Consider the following 21,104-nt stretch of genomic DNA (forward strand, 5'->3'; position numbering starts at 1 on the left):
GGCGGCCTTGAGCGGGAAGGGCGGATCAGGCGGGCTCGACGCTGCGTTTGCCCGTCAGACGCAGCACGCTGACGACCGCTGCGGCAGCCGCGAACACGGCTGCGACGCCGAGCGCGATCACCGGGCCTTGCTTGGGCGCGACGCCGAAGATCAGCGCGACGAGCGCGGCACCGAGCGTCTGACCGGTGAGGCGCGCGGTGCCGAGCATGCCGCTCGCGCCGCCGCTGCGATGACGCGGCGCGGAGGCGAGCATCTGACGATTGTTCGGCGACTGGAACAGCCCGAAGCCGAGCCCGCACACGGCCATGCGCCATGCGACGTCGAGGGCCGTCGGATGCGCGCCGACGCTCGCGAGCAGCACGAGTCCGACGGTCAGTATCGCGAGACCGATGCCGCCGAGCAGGCCGGCCGAATACCGGTCCGCGAGCACGCCCGCGAGCGGCGCGACGAACACGATCACGAGCGGCCACGGCGTCATCAGAAACCCGGTCTCGACCTGGCCCATGCCGAAATTGTTCTGCAAAAGGAACGGCAGCGAAACGAACGCGAGCATCTGCGCGCAGAACGAACACACCGACGCGCCGACCGACAGCGCGAACACCGGAATGCGCAGCAGATCGACGGGCAGAAGCGGCGCGCTTTGCGTCAGTTGCCGCTTGACGAAGAAATAGCCGATGACCGCCGTCGCGATGAATTCGGCGACGAGATACGGCCGATGCTCGCCGTGCCCGATGCCGTCGACGGCAACGATCGCGAGGCCGAAAAAGAGCGCGTTCATGATCGCGCTGATGTAGTCGTACGGCTGCCGATGCCCCGGCGTGCGCGGCATCGCGTTCCAGCCGATGGCGAACGCCGCGACGCCGATCGGCACGTTGATCGCGAAGAGCCACGGCCACGTCGCGACCGAAAGCACGCCGGACGCGACGGTCGGCCCGATCACCGACGAGATCGCCACGACCGTCGCGTTGATCGACACGCCGCGACCGAGCTGATCCTGCGGATAGATGATGCGCACGAGCGCCGTGTTCACGCTCATGATGCCTGCCGCGCCGAAGCCCTGGACGACGCGCGCGATGGTGAGCGCAGCGAGCGACCCCGACAGCGCGCACGCGAGCGACGACAGCGTGAAGAGCGCGAGCCCCGTCATGTACACGCGCCGGTAGCCGATGCGGTCGCCGAGCGAGGCGAGCGGCAGCAGCGATATGGTGATCGTGAGCTGATACGCATTGACGATCCAGACGGAGTCGGCGGGAGACGCGTTCAGATTGCGCGCGATGGTCGGCAGCGCGACGTTGGCGATGGCGCCGTCGAGCACCGCGAGCGTGATGCCGAGCGCGACGACGGCAATGGCCCAGTATCGCTGGGGCAGCGGCAGACCTTTATCGGAGTCCATCGATGGGCGGGAAGTGGCGGGCGGCGCATCGTGTGTCGCGCCGTTTTTTCGAATGGCCAGGACGAAGACGCCGCCACGCGGGGCCGCGTCTTCGCCCGCGTGCTTACTTCAGTTCGTAGAGGCCGGTGTAAGTTGCCGAATCGATCTCGTTGAGATGCGTCATGAAGCGCGCGACGGCATTGGTCACGTTGACATCGAGCGGCAGGCTTTCCGCCGAGAGCGCGTGGATGCGAAAGATGTAGCGATGCGGCTTGTCGCCACGCGGCGGCGCCGCGCCGCCGAAGCCGACCGTGCCGTAGTCGTTGCGCAACTGCAGCGCGCCTGGCGGCAGCAGGCTGCCGTCGGCCTTGCCGGCGTTGCGCGGCAGCGAGCGCACGTCGGGCGGAATGTTGACGACGATCCAGTGCCAGAAGCCGCTGCCGGTCGGCGCGTCGGGATCGTAGACGGTGAGCGCGAGACTGCGCGTTTCGGCGGGCGGATCTTCCCATTGCAGCGCCGGCGATACGTTCTCGCCCGAGCCGCCGAAGGCCTGCTGGTCGAATTCCTGCGCGCGCGTCATGAAGCCGTTCGCCGGAAATTCGTCGGACCAGATGCGGAAATCAGCCATGAGAGTCGAGCCTCCTTCTTATAGCGATGTGGATGGATGCGGCACGGCGCATCGGACTGCGTGGCGCCGCGAGCCTCGCGTGAGCCGGTGCAGCAAACGTGCCCGAGGCGGCAAGGACGAAGCCAGTCGAGTGTAGCATCCGCCCCCGATATCCCGCATGAGCGCGAATGCCGCCGGACGGAATGCGCGAAGACGGCCGGAAGCGGGCGATCGAGCCCTCGAAATATGACGCGCGTTACAATAATGAGATGAATTCAGCCGGCGCGAGCCGAAAGGACGACCATGCCAAACGACCCGCGCCGCGCTGCCGGTCAATTCGTGCCGGCGAGCATGCCGGCGGACGACGCCGACATGTTCGAGCTCGCGCCCGTTTCGCTCTGGCTCGAAGATTTTAGCGCCGTGCGCGAGCAGTTCGAACGCTGGCGCGCGGCGGGCGTCGCCGATCTGCGGTCGTTTCTCGCGGAGAATCCCGGGCGTATCGCGGAGTGCTCGTCGCGCATTCGGGTCGTGAAGGTCAACCGGCGCACGCTGTCGCTCTTTCACGCGAAGGATGTCGATCATCTCGTGCAGAACCTCGATCGCGTGTTCCGCGACGACATGCTCGCCACGCACGTCGACGAACTCGAGCAACTCTGGGCGGGTCAATCGCGCTTCGTCAGTCAGACGGTCAACTACACGGTCGACGGCAAGCGTCTCGACGTGCTGCTCAAGGCGGTCGTGCTGCCGGGACACGAGGACACATGGAGCCGCGTGCTCGTCACGATCGAGGACATCACCGAGCTCGAAGCGATGCGCCGCAGCGCCGCCGCGAGCGAGCTCTATGCACGCGGGCTCTTCGAGCATTCGCCGGTGTCGTTGTGGGTCGAGGATTTCAGTTCCGTCAAGTCGTTGCTGGACGATGTGCGCGAGCGCGGCATCGTCGACTTTCGCACTTTCACGAACGTGCACCCGGAGCTCGTCGAGCGCTGCATGCAGGAGATCCACGTTCTCGACGTCAATCAGCACACGCTGCGGATGTTCGCCGCGCCCGACAAGGCGACGCTGCTCGCGCGCCTGTCCGATGTGTTCCGCGACGACATGCAACAGTACTTTCAGGAACAGCTCATCGATTTGTGGGACGGCAAGCTCTTCCAGCAGCGCGAAGTGCTGAACTATTCGCTCGAAGGCCACGAGGTGCACGTGCATCTGCAGTTCTCGGTGTTTCCGGGGCACGAGGCGCGCTGGGATCTCGTGCTCGTCGCGCTGACGGATATCACCGCGCGCAAGAAGGCCGAGGCGTATCTGGAGTTTCTCGGCAAGCACGACGTGCTCACGAAGCTCAAGAATCGCTCGTTCTATATCGATGAGATCAATCGTCTCGAACGCAAAGGCCCGTTCCCGGTGACGGCGATCGCCATCGACGTGAATGGCCTTAAGGCCGTCAACGATCAACTCGGCCACGCCGCCGGCGATGCGCTTCTGCGGCGCGCCGGCGAAGTGCTCGCCAAGGCGGTGGAGAAGCCGTTCCAGGCGGCGCGCATCGGCGGCGACGAGTTCATGGTGCTCTTGCCGGGCACCGACGAGCGCGGCGGCGAGACGGTCATCGAGAGCATTCGCCAGTTGCTCGAAGTGAACAATCAGTTCTATTCGGGCAATCCGCTTTCCTTCGCGACGGGCGCGGCCACCGCGCACGAAGGCGAGCGTCTCGAACCGATGCTGCAACGCGCCGATGCCGCGATGTACGCGGAAAAGCGCGCGCATTACGACGGCGCGAGCGAGTGATCACTGCGACTGTGTGACTTCGTCGATGCCGCGGCTGAGCGCCGGACACGCTTCGCCGATCTGCTTCTTGTACTCGGCGGGATTGCTCGTCTTCAGCTTGTCGAAGCGATCGACGGTCGGTTGCGCCTGCGCAAGGCCGAGCTTCCATTCGCCATCGAAATCGGGTGCGTCGGGATAGCTTGTCCGCACGACGTTCTTGAAGCGCGCGACCTTGGCGGCGTCGATATGACAGACATCCGCCGCGCCCCGAGCGATGTTCGCGCTCGTCATCACGCCTTCCGCAGCCGCCAGTTCCTTCGATGACGGATGGCCCGGCGGCATCGCGGTCTGCGCCATCGCACACAGGCACCATGTGGTCAGAACGGCGGGAACGAGTAGGGTCGAGCGCTTCGTCGGCATGTGATTTTTCGCTTTGTTCGTGGGGTCAAAAAATTATAGGTGAAGCCCTCCGTGCGCAACGTCTGTTATGGCGAGGATGCGTCAATATCGCGTGCTAGAATCGATTTTCAACGCCGTTCTCAGACAGAAAAATGAAAAAAGGAAGCAAGGCCGCTAGCGCCGCGCCCTCGTCGACCACGGAGCAGGGGCGGCGCAAGTACGATCCTGAGGAGACCAAGCGGAACATTCTCGACATCGCCACGCAGGAGTTCTCGGCGATGGGACTCGCGGGCGCGCGCGTCGATGCCATCGCGGAGCGCACCAACACCACGAAGCGCATGCTGTATTACTACTTCGGCAGCAAGGAAGGGCTGTACGAAGCGGTATTGGAGCAGGTCTATGGCGATATCCGCGCGCTCGAACAGGAATTGCAGCTCGCGGAAATGGAGCCGGAGGAAGCGCTGCGCGAATTCGTCGGCTTCACGTTCGACTATCACGACAAGCATCGCGATTTCGTGCGGCTCGTGACAATCGAAAACATCCACGGCGCGAAGTACATCGAACAATCGAAGACCTTCAAGGCGCGCAATTCGACGGTCGTGAAGACGATCGAAGATCTCATCGCGCGTGGCGTCGCGGCCGGCAAGTTTCGCGAAGACGTCGATCCGATCGACCTGCATCTGATGATCAGCTCGTTCTGCTTTCATCGCGTGGCGAACCGTCATACCTGGGGCGCGGCGTTCGGGCGCGATCCGTCGGGCGCGCGCTCGCGTGCGCGTCATCGCGAGATGATCGTCGATGCGGTGCTGCGGTTCATGCGGCGCGACGGCTGATTTCCCCGCGCGCAAAGCAAAACGGCGACGCTCTCGCGAGGTCGCCGTTTTTTCATTGCTGCCGATGCATCAGCGTTCCAGCAGGCTCTGGAAGTGCGCGAACATGCGCTCGGCATCCGGCTCCAGCCCGGTGAAGATGCGCAACGCATCGACCGCCTGACACACCGCCATCCCGCCGCCGCTCACCGTGCGGCAGCCGAGCGCCTTCGCCACTTTCAGCAGCTCGGTTTCGAGCGGGAAGTACACGATTTCCGCCACCCACAGTTCCTTGTGCAGATACTCGGCCGGCAACGGCAGGCCGGGCAGTTTCGCCATGCCGGTCGGCGTCGCGTGGATGAGGCCGCTCGCGCCGGCGAGCGTGTCGCGCAAGTCGCCGCCGCTTTTCACGACGCGATCCGGAAAGCGCGCCGCGAGCTCGGCGGCGAGCGAAGCCGCGCGGGCGTCGTCGGAATCGAAGAGCGTGAGTTCGCGCGCGCCCATCGTGAGCGCCGCGTGCGCGACGGCCGCGCCCGCGCCACCCGCGCCCAGTTGCACGACGCGTTCGAGCGGCGCGTCCGGCAGACCGCGCTGAAACGCGCGCGCGAAGCCCGACCAGTCCGTGTTGTAGCCGATGCGCTTGCCGTCCTTCAGCACGACGGTGTTGACCGCGCCGAGCGCGCGCGCGTCGGGATCGAGGTCATCGAGCAACGGGATCACGCTTTGCTTGCACGGATACGTGATGTTCAGGCCGTCGTAGCCCATGCGCTCGGCGGCATCGAGCAGATCGGGCAGGGCGGACGGCTCCAGTTCCAGCGCTTGCAGGTCGATGCGCCGGTAGACGTAATTGAGTCCGAGGTTGCTGCCTTCCTTTTCGTGCATGGCGGGGGTGAGCGAGCCGCCGATGCCCGATCCGATCAGGCCGATGAGATACGAAGTCTTGTTGGTCATGCGAGCGCTCCGGCATGGATGAGCACTGCATGCTGCAGTGCGAGATGAATACGTCGCAGTGTGAACGCCCGCGCGAGGCTTGTCGGTTCGTGTTTCCACTGATTTGTACGGTCTAGTTAGTTTGTTATTATCTCGCAGAATGACATGGATTGCGCGCGTTCGCCATGCGGACGTCCTACACTGGAAGGCACCGCTCGATCCATCCCGCATTCACTGAATTGCAACGAGGAGGCAGCGATGCTGCGTTCGATCCGCACTTCCATCGCGACGGTTTCCATCAGCGGCACGCTTCCCGAGAAGCTGCACGCTATCAAGGCCGCCGGATTCGACGGCGTCGAGATCTTCGAGAACGACCTGCTGTATTTCGACGGCACGCCCGCCGACGTGCGCCGCATGTGCGCGGATCTCGGCCTCGAGATCTATCTGTTTCAGCCGTTCCGCGATTTCGACGGCGTGAGCGCCGAGCGTCTCGCGCGCAACGTCGAGCGCGCGAAGCGCAAGTTCGAGCTGATGCACGAGCTCGGCACAGACCGCATTCTCGTCTGCAGCAACGTGTCGCCGGATACGATTCGCGACGACGCGCTCATCGTCGACCAGCTCGGCGTGCTCGCCAAAATCGCGGAAGAAGCGGGGGTGATCGTCGCGTACGAAGCGCTCGCGTGGGGCCGCTACGTCAACTCGTACAAGCACGCGTGGAAACTCGTCGATGCCGTGAATCATCCGAGTCTCGGCCTCGCGCTCGATACGTTCCACACGCTGTCGATCCGCGATTCCGTCGACGAGATCGCGTCGATTCCGGGCGAGCGCATCGCGTTCGTGCAAATCGCCGATGCGCCCATTCTCGCGATGGACGTGCTCGAATGGAGCCGTCACTATCGGTGCTTTCCGGGGCAAGGCGCGTTCGATGTCGCACGCTTCACCGCGCGCGTGCTGGAAGCGGGCTACAAGGGGCCGCTGTCGCTCGAAATCTTCAACGACGGCTTTCGCGCCGCGCCGACCGCGATCACGGCGGCGGACGGCTATCGCTCGCTGCGCTTTCTGGAAGAGCAGACGCGCGAGCTGCTGGTTTCCGAAGGCAAGGCCGTGCCGCCGGAGTTGTTCAATCCGCCCGCGCCGCCCGAACACATCGGCTTTCAGTTCCTCGAATTCGCCGTCGACGATTCGACGCGCGAGCATCTGTCGCAATGGCTCGGACGGCTCGGCTTCAGGCTCGCGGGCAAGCATCGCTCGAAGGATGTCGCGCTGTATCGGCATGGCGCGGGTTCGATCGTGCTGAACGCCGAGGCCGATTCCTTCGCGAGCGCGTTCTTCCAGAAGCACGGCTTGTCGCTGTGCGCGTCGGCGTTTCACGTCGATGACGCGAAGCAGGCGTTCGAGCGCGCCGCCGCGTATGGCTCGCAGCCGTTCTCGGGGCGCGTCGGTCCGAACGAGCGCGTGGTGCCGGGCGTGCAGTCGCCCGACGGCAGCCTCGACTATTTCGTCGACGAAGCGAAAGGCGGCCCGACTTTGTGGGAATCGGATTTCATCCTGACGGACATCGACGGGCCGTACGAAGTCGGGCCGCTGTCGCGCATCGATCACGTGTGCCTGTCGCTTCCCGCCGATGCGCTCGATACCTGGGTGCTCTTCTTTCGCAGCGCGTTCGGTTTCGAGACCGAGCCCGCCGTGCTCGTGCCCGATCCGTACGGGCTCGTGCGCAGCCGCGCGGTGCGAAGCCGCGATGGTTCGGTGCGAATCGCGCTGAATGCGTCGATGGATCGCTATACGGCGGTGTCGGAGTCGCTGTCGACGTATCGGGGCTCGGGTCTGAATCACGTCGCGTTCAGCACGCCCGATATCTTCGACGCGATTCCGCGCCTCGGAGCCGATGGCGTCAAATTCCTGCGAATCCCGCGCAACTACTACGACGACCTTGTCGCGCGTTTCGGCCTGCCCGACGAGCAGATCGATCAGATGCGCGAGCACAATATCCTCTACGACCGCGACGAGCGCGGTGGCGAGTTCTTCCATGCGTACACGGAGCAGCTCGATCAGCGCTTCTTCCTCGAAGTGATCGAGCGGCGCGGCGGCTACGACGGCTACGGCGCGGCCAACGCGGCGGTGCGGCTCGCCGCGCACGCGCAACAGCGCGCGCGTCAGTCGGCCTGAAGACGCTCAGGCGCTTGCGGTTTTTCCGCTGCCCGCGGCGAGTTCGCGCTCGCGCCTGAGTTCTTCTTCGCGGGCGCGGCCGGCGGCCTCGAACGCGTCGATGTGCAGAAACAGCCGATGCACGGTCTGGATCTGCGTATGAGAGAGATGTGACCGACGCGTGATCGATGCGAGCCGCTCGCGCCAGTACGAAGGCGGCAGCAGCGGGCCGCCGAGATCGCACGACAATGAACGACGCAGCACCAGTTCGAGGTGCGTCAGGTCTTGGTCTGCCAGCAACGCCGAAAACGCGCCCTGCGGCTTTGTATCGGGAAATGGGTCCATTACTCCGATGGCGGCGCGATCAGGCGGAACTTGATAGGTGCAAACCCTGGTTTTCGCCGATTTTTCGGATACGCGGCGAACGAAAGCGTTTGCTATACTCTGCGCTCGCTTCGCCGACGCTGTCGGCCCTGCGCGGTCCGCTCCCCGTAGTTCAATGGATAGAACGAGTGCCTCCTAAGCGCTAGATGCAGGTTCGATTCCTGCCGGGGGGACCACGATTCCCGCACGCCGTTTTTCCCCCTTCTTTTTCTTCGCCGTATCCGGTCCGCATTGGACCGCGCGCGCTTTCCCGTCGATAATGCGTCCACTCCGGTCACGCCATCACGGCTCGCGCGCTCATGACGGAAATTCAATCCGCGGTGCTCGTCTTCGTTCTCCTTCTGGCCAGCACGGGCATCGGCGCGATCGTGCGGCCGCTTCTGCCCGAGGAACACAAGGCGCAGGAGACGGTGCAACTGGTCCAGTTGCTCGTCGGCATGCTGGTCACGTTCGCGGCGCTCGTGCTCGGCCTTCTGACCGCATCGGCGAAAACGGTTTTCGACACGACCAACAACGACATGCGCAGCTACGCGTCCTCGATCATCGAACTCGATCGCACGATGCGCGACTACGGCGCCGAACTCGGTCACGCGCGGCAACTCCTGCGCAAATACACGGCGGCGGCGGTGGCGAGCACGTGGCCGAGCGAGCCGCGGCCGCCCGGCGAATATCCGGCGGTCGAGGCACCGAACAAGAACGACAGTCTCGCGAGCAGCACGCTCGGCGCCATGCTGAGCGAGGCGCAGCGCGAAGTGCGCTTGCTGGTTCCGCGCGATGACTATCATCGCCAGCTCGCGGTCGAAGCCGCCGCGCGCTTCGAGCAGCTGATCGCGCTGCGCTGGAAGCTGATCGAGGAGGCGCACGGATCGATTTCGTATCCGTTCGACCGGATTCTCGTCGGCTGGCTGCTCATCATCTTTCTGTGCTTCGGGCTGATCGCGCCGCGCAACGCGCTCTCGCTCGTGACGATCATGCTCGGCGCGCTGTCGATCGCGTCGGCGGTGCTCGTGATCCTCGATCTCGATACGCCGTTCACCGGGCCGATCATGGTCGGCAGCCAGCCGATGCGCGACGCGCTCTCCTACGAATCCCGCTGATGCTCTACGACGATCCGCGCCTCGTCGCGCTCTACGACGTCCTCAATCCGTTCGCCGCCGACACGGCGTTTTATCTCGCGCTGGCGCAATCGGCGCGGCACGTCGTCGATCTGGGTTGCGGCACGGGGTTGCTGGCTTGCGAGCTGGCCAAGCGCGGCCATCGCGTGACGGGCATCGATCCGTCGCCGCAGATGCTGCGCGTCGCGCGCTCGCGTCCCGACGGCGACGAGGTGACGTGGATCGAAGGCGACGCGAGCGCGCTGCCGTTCGTCGGCGCGGCCGATCTGCTCGTGATGACGGGCCACGTCGCGCAAGTCTTTCTCGACGATGACGCGTTTCTCGCGACGCTCAAAGCCGCGCGCCGGGCGATCCGGCCGGGCGGCGCGATCGCGTTCGAGAGCCGCCATCCGGCGGCGCGCGCGTGGGACAACTGGACGCGCGAGCGTTCGTCGAGATGCGTGAGCGCGCCCGATGGACGCGCGGTGGAAGTGTGGCAGGAGCGGCACGCCGAGCCCGATCCGCTTTCGACGGGACGCGTCGCGTTCACGACGCATTACCGCTTCATGCCGACGCCCGACGCGCCGGAGCAAACGCTGAGCGCTGTGAGCGAGCTGCGCTTTCGCACGCGTGACGAACTTGCGCGCTTGCTGACCGATGCGGGTTTCGCAAAAATCGACTGGTTCGGAGACTGGAACCGCGCGCCGGTCGATGAAGTGAGCCGCGAGTTGATCGCGGTGGCGCGCTGACTGGATCAAGTTCAATCCCCTGACTTAACGCGTTGGCATTCTGTCCAGCGGATCAATGTTCTTCGCATTGTTTGAACCTCGGCGCGCGGTGTCATGCGCGAACCCTATGCCTTTCGCCGGGATCGATAAGTTGATGCGCCGAAAACCTCGGACGTTTGCAATCTAATTCGATATTATCCTGATAATAGGGCTTTATACAAATAGCAGTTGCGCATCTAAACCTGTACATCGGAAAACAATTTATCACAGAATAAACGCCGAAATTTCCTAAATCATCGTTGTATTCAGCGCATCATGATCGACCTGTGAGCATCGGCGATTACACTTATAGTGTTCAGGCCTTAGCGGAAGATGCGAAGGTTAATTCCGAAGGTCGGCTGAAGGGCAAGCGTCTGTTGATTTTCGGCAATTATCGCGCATGGCTCGGATCGTCATTTGAGACCCAGTTAGACATCCGGCTGGTTCGGGCCTTGAGGCGCATAAAAGCAAATGGTTCGCACTTTATGAATTTAACCCGTCGCATCTCGGCATCGGATTTCTCGATGTCGCGAAACCTCTACAAGTCAGCGGTCAAGGAATCGTCATGATCGGGATTGTGATGCGTACGAAGGACCGGCCAGTCCTTCTGCGTAGAGCGCTGAAAAGCGTCATGCGGCAATCGTGGAAAAAATGGCACGTCGTCATTGCTAATACCGGTGATCCGCGAGTCGTTCAACGCGTGCTGGAAAGCTTGGGAGCCACCGACGGTTTAGCTATCGAGATAGTGCATCTGGACAAGGAGCTCAGCGCGGAAGATGCAACGAACGCGGCGCTGGAGCGTCTGAGCGGCGCAGAGCATATCGCATTTCACGACGATGACGATAGCTGGGCCCCGGATTTTCTGGGAATCTGCGTTAGGCAATTAGAAACATTATCGGAAATATATCCGGCAACGGTGGCCGTGATAGCTTTGGGAAAACGCGTCGATGAGGAAATCGACGGTAACGTGGTGCGTGTCAAAAGCACGGAGCTGATGCGGCCGCATATGAGCGCGGGATTTATTTCGCTTAATGCGATGGTGGTCGAAAATCAGTTCAAGAACATTCAGCTACTCGTAAAGAAAAGTGCGGTTGCCAAAATTCGCTTCAATTCGCTATTCGGCGGAATGTCAGACTGGGATTTTCACCTTCGTCTGCTCATGGCAGGAGATATCTATGTTATTCCGCAGGTGCTAGTGTTTTCTCACGTCCGAAGCTCGGTACGCGGCCCCTATGCAAACCGTTCGGCCGCCGCTCGTGCATTTGCCGGGACCGTCGCAGAAGCAACGATTTTGGGAAATGCCTGGCTTAGAGCCGACATTTCATCGGGAACAGTCGGCCTTGGGTTTCTGAACAGCATTCGACCGGTTCTTGAGCACTTGTCGTGGTACGCGACGCAAAGCAGCAACTCGTCCCGAGCGATGCTCGAACGATTACACGGCGACATAGGGGCCTTGGGGGCGGAGCTGTCGAACGTGTCCGGCAGAGTCTCACGTCGTCCAGTGCGAAACGTGTTCAAGCTCGGCTATTTGTGGCTGCGCTCTGGCCGCGCACTTCATTACTTGCTTCAGTTCTTGCGGACGGCGAATTCGGTCGGCTTGCGGCAAGCCGTGGACCGAACAAAAACCTGGTTACTCCTGCAGCGATAGATATGTGGCGCATAAACAAGAATTGCAGTTTTGAGGACGCAAAACGTCTGATCGACGAAGCAGGAATCGTGTCGTTCGACGTGTTCGATACGCTCATTCATCGTCTGGTTGCAAGACCTGCTGACGTTTTCGACTTGGTGGCGGCTCAATTGCGGCACGATGAGTACACTGAATTGGATTACGGGATGGTCGACTCGTTTCCGGCGAATCGACTTCTCGCAGAAATTCAGACGCGCGAGAAGTACTACAGGCTCCGCAACTCCTACGAAGTGACTTACGACGAGATCTATGAAGAGTTGGCATCGCAACTGGGAGCGGATCGCCTGGTTGACCGGTTCAAGGTGGTAGAACTCCAGGTGGAGCGGGCAATCGTCTATTGCAACCCAGTCATGCGGGAGCTAGTGCAATACGCGCAAGCCATTGGCAAGCCCGTGGTGCTTTGCTCCGACATGTATCTCCCGTCGACGGTCATTCTCGAACTCATTCAGGCATGCGGATACGGAAAGATAGAACTGGTGGTGTCCTGCGAGGAGGGAGCCAGCAAGCACGAAGGCTCTCTTTTCGCGATCGCTGCAAAAAGGACAGGCGGCACGACGCGGGGCATGCTGCACTTCGGTGACAACCTCCACGCAGATGTAGAAATGGCGAAGCGCGCTGGCGTGAAGGGCGTGCATTTCGATTATCTCGCCCGCATCGAGTCCGATTTCTTACGGAATCCGATAGTGTCGTCAGTGGACATGCCGCACACCGCCAGTCTCATCGCCGGCGGGACGCGGGCAGTACTTATGCAGAGAAAGCGCGAGGTGGCGGAGCCATGGTTCGACATCGGCGCACAGGTGTTTGGACCGTTGTTCCTCGGCTACTTCATCTGGATGATGCATCAGTTGAAGCTGGACAACGTTGACAAGGTTCTGTTCTTCGCGCGTGACAGTTACCTGTTCCATAAGCTGTATGAGCAGTACGCGGAGCAAATGGGTGTCAAAATTCCGAGCGAGTACGTTTACATTTCGCGCGCCGCCACGCTCCTGCCGAGCTTCGTCGATTTTCCGCCCGATCGGGTGTGGCATCTTTTCGGTGGAAAAACGGAGAGAACGGTCAAGCAGCATTTCAAACGTCTGGGGCTCGACGTTTCGCGTAATCGTGCCGCGATAAAGGCGGTCGGCTTCGCAAGCGAAGACGAGCGAGTAGTAGGCGGCGACATGCGAATGCACCGGCTGATCAGTATTCTTCTTTCGCAACTCATGGACGTCGCAGCCGAGCAGCGTGCGCTGGTATCTGCGTACTTGTCGAAGACAGTTATCGGATGCAAGAGAATCGCCGTGTCTGACATTGGCTGGGGAGGAAACATGCAAGGGGGCCTCTCACGTATCCTCCAGACGTCTCGAAGCGACTTCCGTACGTTTGGCTATTATTTCGGGACTTTCGAATCGGTGAGAATCAATCAGCTACCGAGTGACGCCTACTTCGGTTTCATGGTTCAGAACAGCGATCCCCGTCACGAAACGGAGCTTTTGCAAGCGGGGGGCGTCGAAATTCTGGAGTTTGCGACGGTAGCACCGCACGGCACGACATTGGGATACCGTCGTGAAGGAGAGGAGATCGTTCCCATACTCGAGGAGAACAACGAAGACATCGCCGTGCAAAAGCTTGCGGCGGAGGTTCAAGCTGGCGCGCTCGAATACGTGCATACGGTCTTGCCGACGATCCTGGCTTTCGGCTACGAGAAATTCATCTCGCCGGCATGGGCGCAGCCGTTCAGCCGACTGGTCGAGCGTCCGAGCAAGAGCGAGGCGGCGTTATTCGGCGCGCTCACGCACTCGGATTCTGCAGGCGACACCAGCGCACGAACGAGTCTCGCCGAACGGCTTGACGTCAAAAATGGCCGGCCGAGCAACGAGGAAATCGCGCTCAGCAGAGCTCGCTCTTTCTGGAAGGCTGGTTTTGATGTATTGAATGCGCTAACTTAAAACAAGTAGCTGGATTGCTGAGAGGAAGAAGCGCCGCAAATGGCTCGCGCACGACGCGAGGACGCATTGCACGCTTCGTTCAAGTCCCATCGAAAATAACGAAGCATCAGACCGGCAAATCGTATGACGCATTTCGTCCTGTTCGTTCCACTCGTCGCTCCGGTGGAAGGAACTGCTCATTACTATTGGGTAATCCTGAAATGGCTTCACGCGTTCAGAGCAAAGCAGTCGACCATTCTTTTACCGCGGTACTACTTGAATACCGAATCCGACCTTTCTCGTTGGGAACTGTCGGACTGGTCAAAGCAGTTTCACGAGTATAACGTGGGGAATTTGGATTCTGAAAGGGTCCGGCTGGTTTGCTATGAAGACGGTTTGACGGACTGGTCACTTGACAAAGCACCGCTTGACCGGTTCATCTCTTACGTGACACGAGACTCTTCGGAATTGCATCGATATTTCGCAGACGCCTTTTCGCGCTTGAAAGCGCTGCATCAAGAAGTTGTCGCGGTCACATGGCTCAATTGTCCGTCAATGCGACGCGCGGCCCAAGAGTCCGGCTGCGAGCTTGTTTTCAATGAGATCGGACCACTGCGAAAACCGTATTACGCACAATGCGCCTACTGGGACACGAGCGGAGTCAACGGAGATACTGAAGTCGGCATCCGGTGGCAGCGCGAGAAAGCCGCATTTCGCGATTGGGTCGGCGATCGAGGTGACGCCGCGATTTCCGAGACTCTCGAATCGGTACTGATCTCGGATGCAGCGCGCGAGATGTATCGTTCTCCGGAAGACTCGCATACGATCGGCGTCGCGCTGCAGGTGGAAACGGACTCTAACGCGCTCGCCTTCAGCAAAGGATGGAACAATCTCTCGCTGCTCGAATTCGCGTCAAGATCAACCTCCGAACACACTCCGCTTGTCCGATATCATCCGAACGGAAAGGCGCTTTATCCCGGCAAGGTTGACCTGGGAAGCTCGCCATTGAAATTCCTTGGCGCGATTCAGGAATTATGGACCATCAATTCGAGCCTCGGGATCGAGGCGGTACTGTGGCGCAAAAAGGTTCGATTCTTCGGTAGCACCCCTATTCAGACTTTTTTCGACGAGTCCGGCGAGTCGTCACGGTTATTTCGGATATGGTTCTTCCTGAATTATTTGATACCGTATTCGCTGTTGTTTTCGTCTGAATACTACTTATGGCGGTTATCGAACCCTTCAGTTGCGGACATCGCAGAAAAGCACTTCGTTTCGTTTCAGAATCAACGGCGCGGTGAACGGCTCGTGGACAAAAAGCCAGTTCCGGAAACTAGCGGCCGAACGCTGGAGGTTGATGCTCCAAATAAACTCCTTGATGAGCTCTTCAATCTGAGACGTCAGTGCGCTGAGCAAAATACCCGTATCTCACAACTGCAAACGTTCATTCTCGACCGTGATCGCTGGATAAGCGATAGGGACGGCTGGATAAAAGAGCGTGATCAGTGGATCGCGGAGCGAGACGCCAGAATCCGGGTGCTGGAAACCTGCGGCATCGAGCACAACGCAAGTTCGGAAAGACCGGATGGCCGAAGCGCTGCCGAGGAACTCGCGCTGAATGACCGCAACGTTGCGCTTGATCGGCTGTCGGCAGAAGCCGAAGTGTTACGGCTGGAGTTGGCGGAGTCGAAGGAAGCGCGGGAAATTGAAAAGCAAGAACACGAGCGTTTAAGGGAGGAATTTGCAAACATCAACGCGCAGAAAGCAACGGAAGTCGCGTTGCGCGAGAAAGCAGAAAGCGATGCGGTGATGTTGAGTAGCAGGCTGGCGGCGCTAGAATTGCGCCATGACCGACTGCTTCATGCCGCGCGCATCGTAGCGTCATATCTGCAAAGTAGATTGGTCACAACCAGATGGCGCACCCGCCACCTTGTCGCGATGCTAAAACTTTGCGATTGACAGGGCCTGCGCCGCGCCGCCAATTAGGCGCGGCGCCAGCATCAAAACTCGACGACGACGAAATCGGCCTTGCCCACGTCGCACAGCGGGCAGCGCCAGTCGGCGGGGATGTCGTCGAAACGGGTTCCGGCAGCGATGCCATCGTCCGGCAGACCTTCTTCCTCGTTGTAGATCCAGCCGCAAATCAGGCAGACCCAGCTTTTGAATTCGATGACTTCGCTCACGACAGACTCTTGATTCGAAAGAAATAAACGGACCGCGTGCGTTCGAAGACGATGCGCGGCGCAGCGAGCCGGCATCTTACCGTAATCGGCGCGATCGTTCCCCGATCGCCGTAGGCAGGATGGTCCCGATTCCGGCGTGCCGAAAGCCCGGTGTATGCTTTTCGAGGCTCCGGCGCCGACTCGCGCCATCGACCGGTTTCACAACGTGGAGAAAACGATGAAGAAAAAGCTCTTGGGCGCGATGCTGACGGGCGCGGTCCTGCTCACCCAGTACGCCGGCGCGGCGCATGCGCAGGCGCGCGTCTATTTCGTCGAACCGAAGGATGGCGCGACCGTCACGAGCCCCGTGCACGTCAGATTCGGCGTCGACGGCATGTCGGTCGCTCCGGCGGGCACGATGACCGATGGAACCGGCCATCACCACCTGCTGATCGATAGCAAGCCGCTGCCCAAAGGCACCGTGATTCCCGCGAACGACACGTCGCTGCACTTCGGCAAGGGCCAGACCGAAGCCGACGTGAAGCTGCCGCCCGGCGATCACACGCTGACAATGCAGTTCGGCGACGGCGCGCACCGCTCGTACGGCCCCGAAATGAGCCAGACGATCAAGGTGCACGTGCAGTAAGTTGTTTCGGCACGACGCGAGGAAAGGCCGCCACGGAGCGCATCCGGGCGGCCTTTCGCGCTTGCTGGCGCTGCGCGCCTCGTCCGTTCGGCCAATGGCGGAGGCAGCGTGCGTGATCGCGCGCCGCGCCCGGTACAATGGCCGCTTCCATCGGTTGCTCGCGTGTTCGGCGCCGATTCTTCGCCATTCATCCGGTTTTCCCATGTCGCTTTATTCCATCTCGGACGCGCAGCTCGCGTTCGGCCACGTCGCATTGCTCGACCACGCCGACTTCTCGCTCGAAGCGGGCGAGCGTGTCGGGCTGATCGGCCGCAACGGCGCGGGCAAGTCGTCGCTTCTCAAGATCGTCGCGGGGCTCGCCGCGCCCGACGACGGGCTCGTCACGCGTCAGAGCGAGCTCACGACCGTCTACGTGCCGCAGGAACCCGAGTTCGATCTCGACGCATCCGTGTTCGATGTCGTCGCGTCCGGCCTCACCGAAGCGCGCGCGTTGCTCGACGAGTACGACGCCGTCGCGCACGCGCTCGCCGATACGCCCGAAGGCGCGAAGCACGACGAGCTGCTCGCGCGCATGAACGCGCTGCAGTCGGCGCTCGATACCCGCGACGCGTGGAACTGGCGCACGCGCGTCGCGACGACACTCGCGCAGATCGGTCTCGATGGCGATGCCCGCGCAGGCGATCTGTCCGGCGGCATGAAAAAGCGCGTGGCGCTGGCGCGCGCGCTCGTCGTTCAGCCCGACGTGCTGCTGCTCGACGAGCCGACCAACCACCTCGACTTCGACGGCATCCGCTGGCTGGAGGATCTGCTCGTCACGTTGCGCACGGGCCTGCTCTTCATCACGCACGATCGCGCGTTTCTGGATCGCGTGGCGACGCGCATCGTCGAACTGGATCGCGGTCGGTTGCTGTCGTATCCCGGCAATTTCAGCGCGTATCAGACGAGGAAGGCGCAACAGCTCGAAGTCGAGCAGATCGAACAGGCGAAGTTCGACAAGCTGCTCGCGCAGGAAGAAGTGTGGATCCGCAAAGGCGTCGAGGCGCGGCGCACGCGCAGCGTCGGACGCATCGCGCGGCTCGTCGAAATGCGCAAGGAACGCGCCGAGCGCCGCAACGTGCAGGGCAATGTCAGGCTCGATGTCGGGCAGGGCGAGAAGTCCGGCAAGATCGTCGCCGAACTGACCGATGTGACCCAGCGCTACGGCGAACGCACGATCGTCGACCGGTTCACGGCAACTGTCATGCGCGGCGACAAGATCGGTCTCGTCGGCCCGAACGGCGCGGGCAAGACCACGCTGCTCAAGCTCATCCTCGGCGAACTGCAGCCCGACGAAGGCCGCGTGCGGACCGGCACCAACATTCAGGTCGCGTATTTCGATCAGATGCGCGCGCAGCTCGATCTCGACAAATCGCTTGCCGACACCATCAGTCCCGGCAGCGAATGGGTCGAAGTGAACGGCGTGAAGAAGCATGTCATGAGCTATCTCGGCGACTTCCTGTTCGCGCCCGAACGCGCGCGCTCGCCGGTGCAGTCGCTGTCCGGCGGCGAGCGCAATCGCCTGCTGCTCGCGCGCCTTTTCGCGCGGCCGGCGAACGTGCTGGTGCTCGACGAGCCGACCAACGATCTCGACATCCCGACGCTCGAACTGCTCGAAGAACTGCTGGCGGATTACGACGGCACCGTGTTGCTCGTGAGCCACGACCGCGCGTTCCTCGACAACGTCGTGACGTCGGTGTTCGCCGCGGAAGGCGGCGGCAAGTGGCGCGAATATGTCGGCGGTTTCTCCGACTGGCAGGTTCAGCGCGAACGTTCGGAGCGCATTGCTGAAGAAGCGGCGCGTCAGACCGCGAAGGACACGCCGAAAGACGATGCGCCGAAAGACAGCGCCGCCGGCCGCAATGCGCAGCGCACGGTGAAGCTGTCGTTCAAGGAACAGCGCGAACTCGAAGCGCTGCCGGGGCGCATCGCCGAACTCGAAGACGAGCAGAAGTTTATCGGCGCGCAACTCGAAGACGGCTCGATCTTCGCGAAGGACGCGAAGGAAGGTGCGCGTCTTTCCGAGCGACACGCGGCGATCGAAGAGGAGTTGCTCGTCGCCCTCGAGCGCTGGGAAGAGCTCGAAGCGAAGCGCAAATAGCGGCTCGCGCCCGCTGTGCGTGTGCTGAACGCATGTACGCGAACGAAGCGCGTTTTATCGCGCCGAGGTGGGCGCGGCGGGCGAAAACCGCTATTCTCCTAGCGCGGCTCGGATCGGCGGGCGTTTTTTTGCCTCGCTTTCAACGCATCCGGCCAGGCACAACATCAAGCATTTGCCGGCAGATCGGGCGTCATGTCGTGACATTCCGTCAGGCGTTCGAGAGCCGGATCAACGTTCAACTATGTCCACGAAAAAATCCAGCGCAATGGCGACAGGCACTGAACGAGGCAAGCGCCAGGTCATGAACGCCAAGGCAGCCGGCTACAGCGAAGCATCGATCAAGGTGCTCAAGGGCCTGGAGCCGGTCAAGCAGCGGCCCGGCATGTACACGCGGACCGAGAATCCGCTGCACATCATTCAGGAGGTGATCGACAACGCCTCCGACGAAGCGCTCGGCGGCTTCGGCAAGCAAATCACCGTCACCGTGCATCAGGACAACTCCGTGACCGTCGAGGACGACGGCCGCGGCATTCCTTTCGGCCTGCATCCGGAAGAAGGCGTGCCGGTCGTCGAGATCGTCTATACGCGGCTGCATGCGGGCGGCAAGTTCGATAAGGCCGCGGGCGGCGCCTATACGTTCTCGGGCGGTCTGCACGGCGTCGGCGTCTCGGTGACGAACGCGCTCGCAACCCGTCTCGAAGTCACCGTCTGGCGCGACAACAAGGTCGCGCAGCTTGCGTTTTCCAATGGCGACGTCATCGAAGAACTGACGACGCGCCCAGCCGAACGCGGCGCGAAGAAGAGCGGCACGCGCGTGCGTGCATGGCCGAATCCAAAGTATTTCGACTCGCCGAATCTGCCGCTCGGCGAATTGCAGCGCCTCCTGCGTTCGAAAGCCGTGCTGTTGCCGGGTGTCGAAGTGGTGCTCGTCATCGAGAAAACGGGCGAGCGTCAGACGTGGAAATACGAAGACGGTCTGCGCGGTTATCTGCTCGAAGGCATGGGCGGCAGCGAACTGCTGATTCCGTTGTTCGAAGGCGAACGCTACGCGGAAAGCTCGAAGAACACCGAGGAAACCTTCGCGGAAGGCGAGGGCGCGTCGTGGGTCGTCGCGTGGACCGAGGAAGGGCCGCTGCTGCGCGAATCGTATGTCAACCTCATTCCGACGCCCGCGGGCGGCACGCATGAATCCGGTTTGCGCGACGGTCTCTTTCAGGCGGTGAAGAACTTCGTCGAGATTCACAATCTCCAGCCGAAGGGCGTTAAGCTGCTCGCGGAAGACGTGTTCGCGCGCGTGTCGTTCGTGCTGTCGGCGAAGGTGCTCGATCCGCAGTTCCAGGGGCAGATCAAGGAACGCCTCAATAGCCGCGATGCCGTGAAGCTCGTGTCGTCGTTCTCGCGGCCGGCGCTGGAGTTGTGGCTGAATCAGCACGTCGAATACGGCAAGAAGCTCGCGGAGCTCGTGATTCGCCAGGCGCAGGCGCGCACGCGCGCGGGCCAGAAGATCGAGAAGAAGAAGAGTTCGGGCGTCGCCGTGTTGCCGGGCAAGCTCACCGATTGCGAATCGACGGATATCTCCCGCAACGAACTCTTTCTCGTCGAGGGCGATTCGGCGGGCGGCTCCGCGAAAATGGGCCGCGACAAGGAGTTCCAGGCGATTCTCCCGTTGCGCGGCAAGGTGCTGAATACGTGGGAAACGGAACGCGACCGGCTCTTCGCGAACAACGAAGTGCATGACATCGCGGTGGCGATCGGCGTCGATCCGCACGGTCCCGACGATCAGATCGATCTGTCGAATCTGCGCTACGGCAAGATCTGCATTCTCTCCGATGCGGACGTCGACGGCGCGCACATTCAGGTTCTGCTGCTCACGCTCTTCTTCAAGCATTTCCCGCAACTGATCGAGCGCGGCCATGTGTGCGTCGCGCGTCCGCCGTTGTTCCGCGTCGATGCGCCCGCGCGCGGCAAGAAGCCCGCGCAGAAGCTCTACGCGCTCGACGAAGGCGAACTCGAAGCGATCCTCGACAAGCTGCGCAAGGACGGCGTGCGCGAAACGGCGTGGACCATCAGCCGCTTCAAGGGCCTCGGCGAAATGAGCGCCGAACAGCTCTGGGACACGACGATGAACCCGGACACGCGCCGTCTTCTGCCGGTCGCGCTCGGCGATCTCGGCTTCGATCTCACCGTTTCGCGCATGACGATGCTGATGGGCAAGGGTGAAGCGGCCTCGCGCCGAAGCTGGCTCGAAGAAAAGGGCAACGAAGTCGAAGCGGACATCTGACGCGAACGCATTAACA

Annotated in this window: 18 protein-coding genes and 1 tRNA gene; 13 read left to right on the forward strand and 6 right to left on the reverse strand. The window is 61.8% G+C overall.

Features of this window, described 5'->3' with window-relative positions:
• Nucleotides 1–25: 25 nt before the first annotated feature.
• A complete protein-coding gene (locus NCT05_RS05205; RefSeq protein ID WP_034471296.1) occupies nucleotides 26–1,393 on the reverse strand; it encodes an MFS transporter in 1,368 nt (455 codons plus the stop codon).
• 103 nt (nucleotides 1,394–1,496) lie between these two features.
• Complete coding sequence (locus NCT05_RS05210; protein ID WP_034471294.1) at nucleotides 1,497–2,000, reverse strand: YbhB/YbcL family Raf kinase inhibitor-like protein; 504 nt, start codon at nucleotides 1,998–2,000, stop codon at nucleotides 1,497–1,499.
• Nucleotides 2,001–2,282: 282 nt separating this feature from the next.
• Between NCT05_RS05210 and NCT05_RS05215 the strand changes: the two genes are divergently transcribed.
• A complete protein-coding gene (locus NCT05_RS05215) occupies nucleotides 2,283–3,761 on the forward strand; it encodes a sensor domain-containing diguanylate cyclase (protein ID WP_250501842.1) in 1,479 nt (492 codons plus the stop codon).
• Here NCT05_RS05215 and NCT05_RS05220 read toward each other — a convergent pair whose 3' ends face one another.
• Nucleotides 3,762–4,160: a hypothetical protein gene (locus NCT05_RS05220; RefSeq protein WP_239295192.1), complete on the reverse strand. Its 399-nt coding sequence runs from the start codon at nucleotides 4,158–4,160 to the stop codon at nucleotides 3,762–3,764. It abuts the gene before it with no gap.
• A gap of 131 nt (nucleotides 4,161–4,291) precedes the next feature.
• On the opposite strand from NCT05_RS05220, the gene NCT05_RS05225 reads away from it, so the two are divergent.
• Nucleotides 4,292–4,972 (forward strand): TetR/AcrR family transcriptional regulator, encoded by a 681-nt coding sequence (locus NCT05_RS05225; RefSeq protein WP_008350756.1) that lies wholly within the window; start codon nucleotides 4,292–4,294, stop codon nucleotides 4,970–4,972.
• Between the two features lie 69 nt (nucleotides 4,973–5,041).
• Here the strand turns inward: NCT05_RS05225 and NCT05_RS05230 are convergent, their stop codons facing one another.
• Nucleotides 5,042–5,899 (reverse strand): shikimate dehydrogenase, encoded by an 858-nt coding sequence (locus tag NCT05_RS05230; protein ID WP_034471290.1) that lies wholly within the window; start codon nucleotides 5,897–5,899, stop codon nucleotides 5,042–5,044.
• 249 nt (nucleotides 5,900–6,148) lie between these two features.
• Here NCT05_RS05230 and NCT05_RS05235 point away from each other — a divergent pair, with 249 nt between their 5' ends.
• Complete coding sequence (locus NCT05_RS05235; protein ID WP_250501874.1) at nucleotides 6,149–8,047, forward strand: sugar phosphate isomerase/epimerase and 4-hydroxyphenylpyruvate domain-containing protein; 1,899 nt, start codon at nucleotides 6,149–6,151, stop codon at nucleotides 8,045–8,047.
• A 6-nt stretch (nucleotides 8,048–8,053) separates the two neighbouring features.
• Here NCT05_RS05235 and NCT05_RS05240 read toward each other — a convergent pair whose 3' ends face one another.
• Nucleotides 8,054–8,371 carry a hypothetical protein gene (locus NCT05_RS05240; protein ID WP_008350750.1) on the reverse strand — a complete coding sequence of 106 codons (318 nt, stop codon included), beginning with the start codon at nucleotides 8,369–8,371 and terminating at the stop codon, nucleotides 8,054–8,056.
• 140 nt (nucleotides 8,372–8,511) lie between these two features.
• Here NCT05_RS05240 and NCT05_RS05245 point away from each other — a divergent pair.
• The 7 genes from NCT05_RS05245 (at nucleotide 8,512) to NCT05_RS05275 (ending at nucleotide 15,821) form a co-directional block, all read left to right on the forward strand.
• Nucleotides 8,512–8,586, forward strand: a tRNA-Arg gene (locus NCT05_RS05245).
• Between the two features lie 123 nt (nucleotides 8,587–8,709).
• A complete protein-coding gene (locus NCT05_RS05250; protein ID WP_008350748.1) occupies nucleotides 8,710–9,507 on the forward strand; it encodes a bestrophin-like domain in 798 nt (265 codons plus the stop codon).
• Nucleotides 9,507–10,253, forward strand: coding sequence for a class I SAM-dependent methyltransferase (locus tag NCT05_RS05255; RefSeq protein ID WP_008350746.1), 747 nt, complete (start codon nucleotides 9,507–9,509; stop codon nucleotides 10,251–10,253). The genes NCT05_RS05250 and NCT05_RS05255 overlap by 1 nt, the downstream gene beginning before the upstream one ends.
• Nucleotides 10,254–10,558: 305 nt before the next feature.
• A complete protein-coding gene (locus NCT05_RS05260) occupies nucleotides 10,559–10,840 on the forward strand; it encodes a hypothetical protein (protein WP_250501843.1) in 282 nt (93 codons plus the stop codon).
• Nucleotides 10,837–11,919 (forward strand): glycosyltransferase family 2 protein, encoded by a 1,083-nt coding sequence (locus NCT05_RS05265; RefSeq protein WP_244807829.1) that lies wholly within the window; start codon nucleotides 10,837–10,839, stop codon nucleotides 11,917–11,919. Before NCT05_RS05260 ends, NCT05_RS05265 begins: the two co-directional genes overlap by 4 nt.
• Before the next feature lie 2 nt (nucleotides 11,920–11,921).
• On the forward strand, nucleotides 11,922–13,886 hold the full coding sequence (locus tag NCT05_RS05270; RefSeq protein WP_250501844.1) for an HAD family hydrolase: 1,965 nt from the start codon (nucleotides 11,922–11,924) through the stop codon (nucleotides 13,884–13,886).
• A 123-nt stretch (nucleotides 13,887–14,009) separates the two neighbouring features.
• A complete protein-coding gene (locus NCT05_RS05275; RefSeq protein WP_250501845.1) occupies nucleotides 14,010–15,821 on the forward strand; it encodes a GT99 family glycosyltransferase N-terminal domain-containing protein in 1,812 nt (603 codons plus the stop codon).
• A gap of 41 nt (nucleotides 15,822–15,862) precedes the next feature.
• Here the strand turns inward: NCT05_RS05275 and NCT05_RS05280 are convergent, their stop codons facing one another.
• The gene (locus NCT05_RS05280; RefSeq protein ID WP_008350739.1) at nucleotides 15,863–16,045 is read right to left on the reverse strand and encodes a rubredoxin; all 183 of its coding nucleotides are present in this window, start codon (nucleotides 16,043–16,045) and stop codon (nucleotides 15,863–15,865) included.
• 217 nt (nucleotides 16,046–16,262) lie between these two features.
• Between NCT05_RS05280 and NCT05_RS05285 the strand changes: the two genes are divergently transcribed.
• From NCT05_RS05285 to NCT05_RS05295, 3 genes are all read left to right on the forward strand, one after another.
• A complete protein-coding gene (locus NCT05_RS05285) occupies nucleotides 16,263–16,670 on the forward strand; it encodes a DUF4399 domain-containing protein (RefSeq protein ID WP_033536673.1) in 408 nt (135 codons plus the stop codon).
• A gap of 202 nt (nucleotides 16,671–16,872) precedes the next feature.
• On the forward strand, nucleotides 16,873–18,807 hold the full coding sequence (locus NCT05_RS05290; protein ID WP_250501846.1) for an ATP-binding cassette domain-containing protein: 1,935 nt from the start codon (nucleotides 16,873–16,875) through the stop codon (nucleotides 18,805–18,807).
• A 301-nt stretch (nucleotides 18,808–19,108) separates the two neighbouring features.
• Nucleotides 19,109–21,088, forward strand: coding sequence for a DNA topoisomerase IV subunit B (locus NCT05_RS05295; protein WP_008350734.1), 1,980 nt, complete (start codon nucleotides 19,109–19,111; stop codon nucleotides 21,086–21,088).
• Nucleotides 21,089–21,104: the final 16 nt, after the last annotated feature.

Origin of the sequence: Caballeronia sp. AZ7_KS35 (genome assembly GCF_023631045.1) — a bacterium.
GTDB lineage: Bacteria > Pseudomonadota > Gammaproteobacteria > Burkholderiales > Burkholderiaceae > Caballeronia > Caballeronia zhejiangensis.

Bases quoted from the DNA above. Each gene is read 5' to 3' on its own strand.
- NCT05_RS05250 (WP_008350748.1), top strand. From the start codon at position 8,710: ATGACGGAAATTCAATCCGCGGTGCTCGTCTTCGTTCTCCTTCTGGCC.
- NCT05_RS05290 (WP_250501846.1), top strand. From the start codon at position 16,873: ATGTCGCTTTATTCCATCTCGGACGCGCAGCTCGCGTTCGGCCACGTC.
- NCT05_RS05285 (WP_033536673.1), top strand. From the start codon at position 16,263: ATGAAGAAAAAGCTCTTGGGCGCGATGCTGACGGGCGCGGTCCTGCTC.
- NCT05_RS05295 (WP_008350734.1), top strand. From the start codon at position 19,109: ATGAACGCCAAGGCAGCCGGCTACAGCGAAGCATCGATCAAGGTGCTC.
- NCT05_RS05220 (WP_239295192.1), bottom strand. From the start codon at position 4,160: ATGCCGACGAAGCGCTCGACCCTACTCGTTCCCGCCGTTCTGACCACA.
- NCT05_RS05205 (WP_034471296.1), bottom strand. From the start codon at position 1,393: ATGGACTCCGATAAAGGTCTGCCGCTGCCCCAGCGATACTGGGCCATT.
- NCT05_RS05240 (WP_008350750.1), bottom strand. From the start codon at position 8,371: ATGGACCCATTTCCCGATACAAAGCCGCAGGGCGCGTTTTCGGCGTTG.
- NCT05_RS05210 (WP_034471294.1), bottom strand. From the start codon at position 2,000: ATGGCTGATTTCCGCATCTGGTCCGACGAATTTCCGGCGAACGGCTTC.
- NCT05_RS05270 (WP_250501844.1), top strand. From the start codon at position 11,922: ATGTGGCGCATAAACAAGAATTGCAGTTTTGAGGACGCAAAACGTCTG.
- NCT05_RS05275 (WP_250501845.1), top strand. From the start codon at position 14,010: ATGACGCATTTCGTCCTGTTCGTTCCACTCGTCGCTCCGGTGGAAGGA.
- NCT05_RS05225 (WP_008350756.1), top strand. From the start codon at position 4,292: ATGAAAAAAGGAAGCAAGGCCGCTAGCGCCGCGCCCTCGTCGACCACG.
- NCT05_RS05265 (WP_244807829.1), top strand. From the start codon at position 10,837: ATGATCGGGATTGTGATGCGTACGAAGGACCGGCCAGTCCTTCTGCGT.
- NCT05_RS05215 (WP_250501842.1), top strand. From the start codon at position 2,283: ATGCCAAACGACCCGCGCCGCGCTGCCGGTCAATTCGTGCCGGCGAGC.
- NCT05_RS05230 (WP_034471290.1), bottom strand. From the start codon at position 5,899: ATGACCAACAAGACTTCGTATCTCATCGGCCTGATCGGATCGGGCATC.
- NCT05_RS05255 (WP_008350746.1), top strand. From the start codon at position 9,507: ATGCTCTACGACGATCCGCGCCTCGTCGCGCTCTACGACGTCCTCAAT.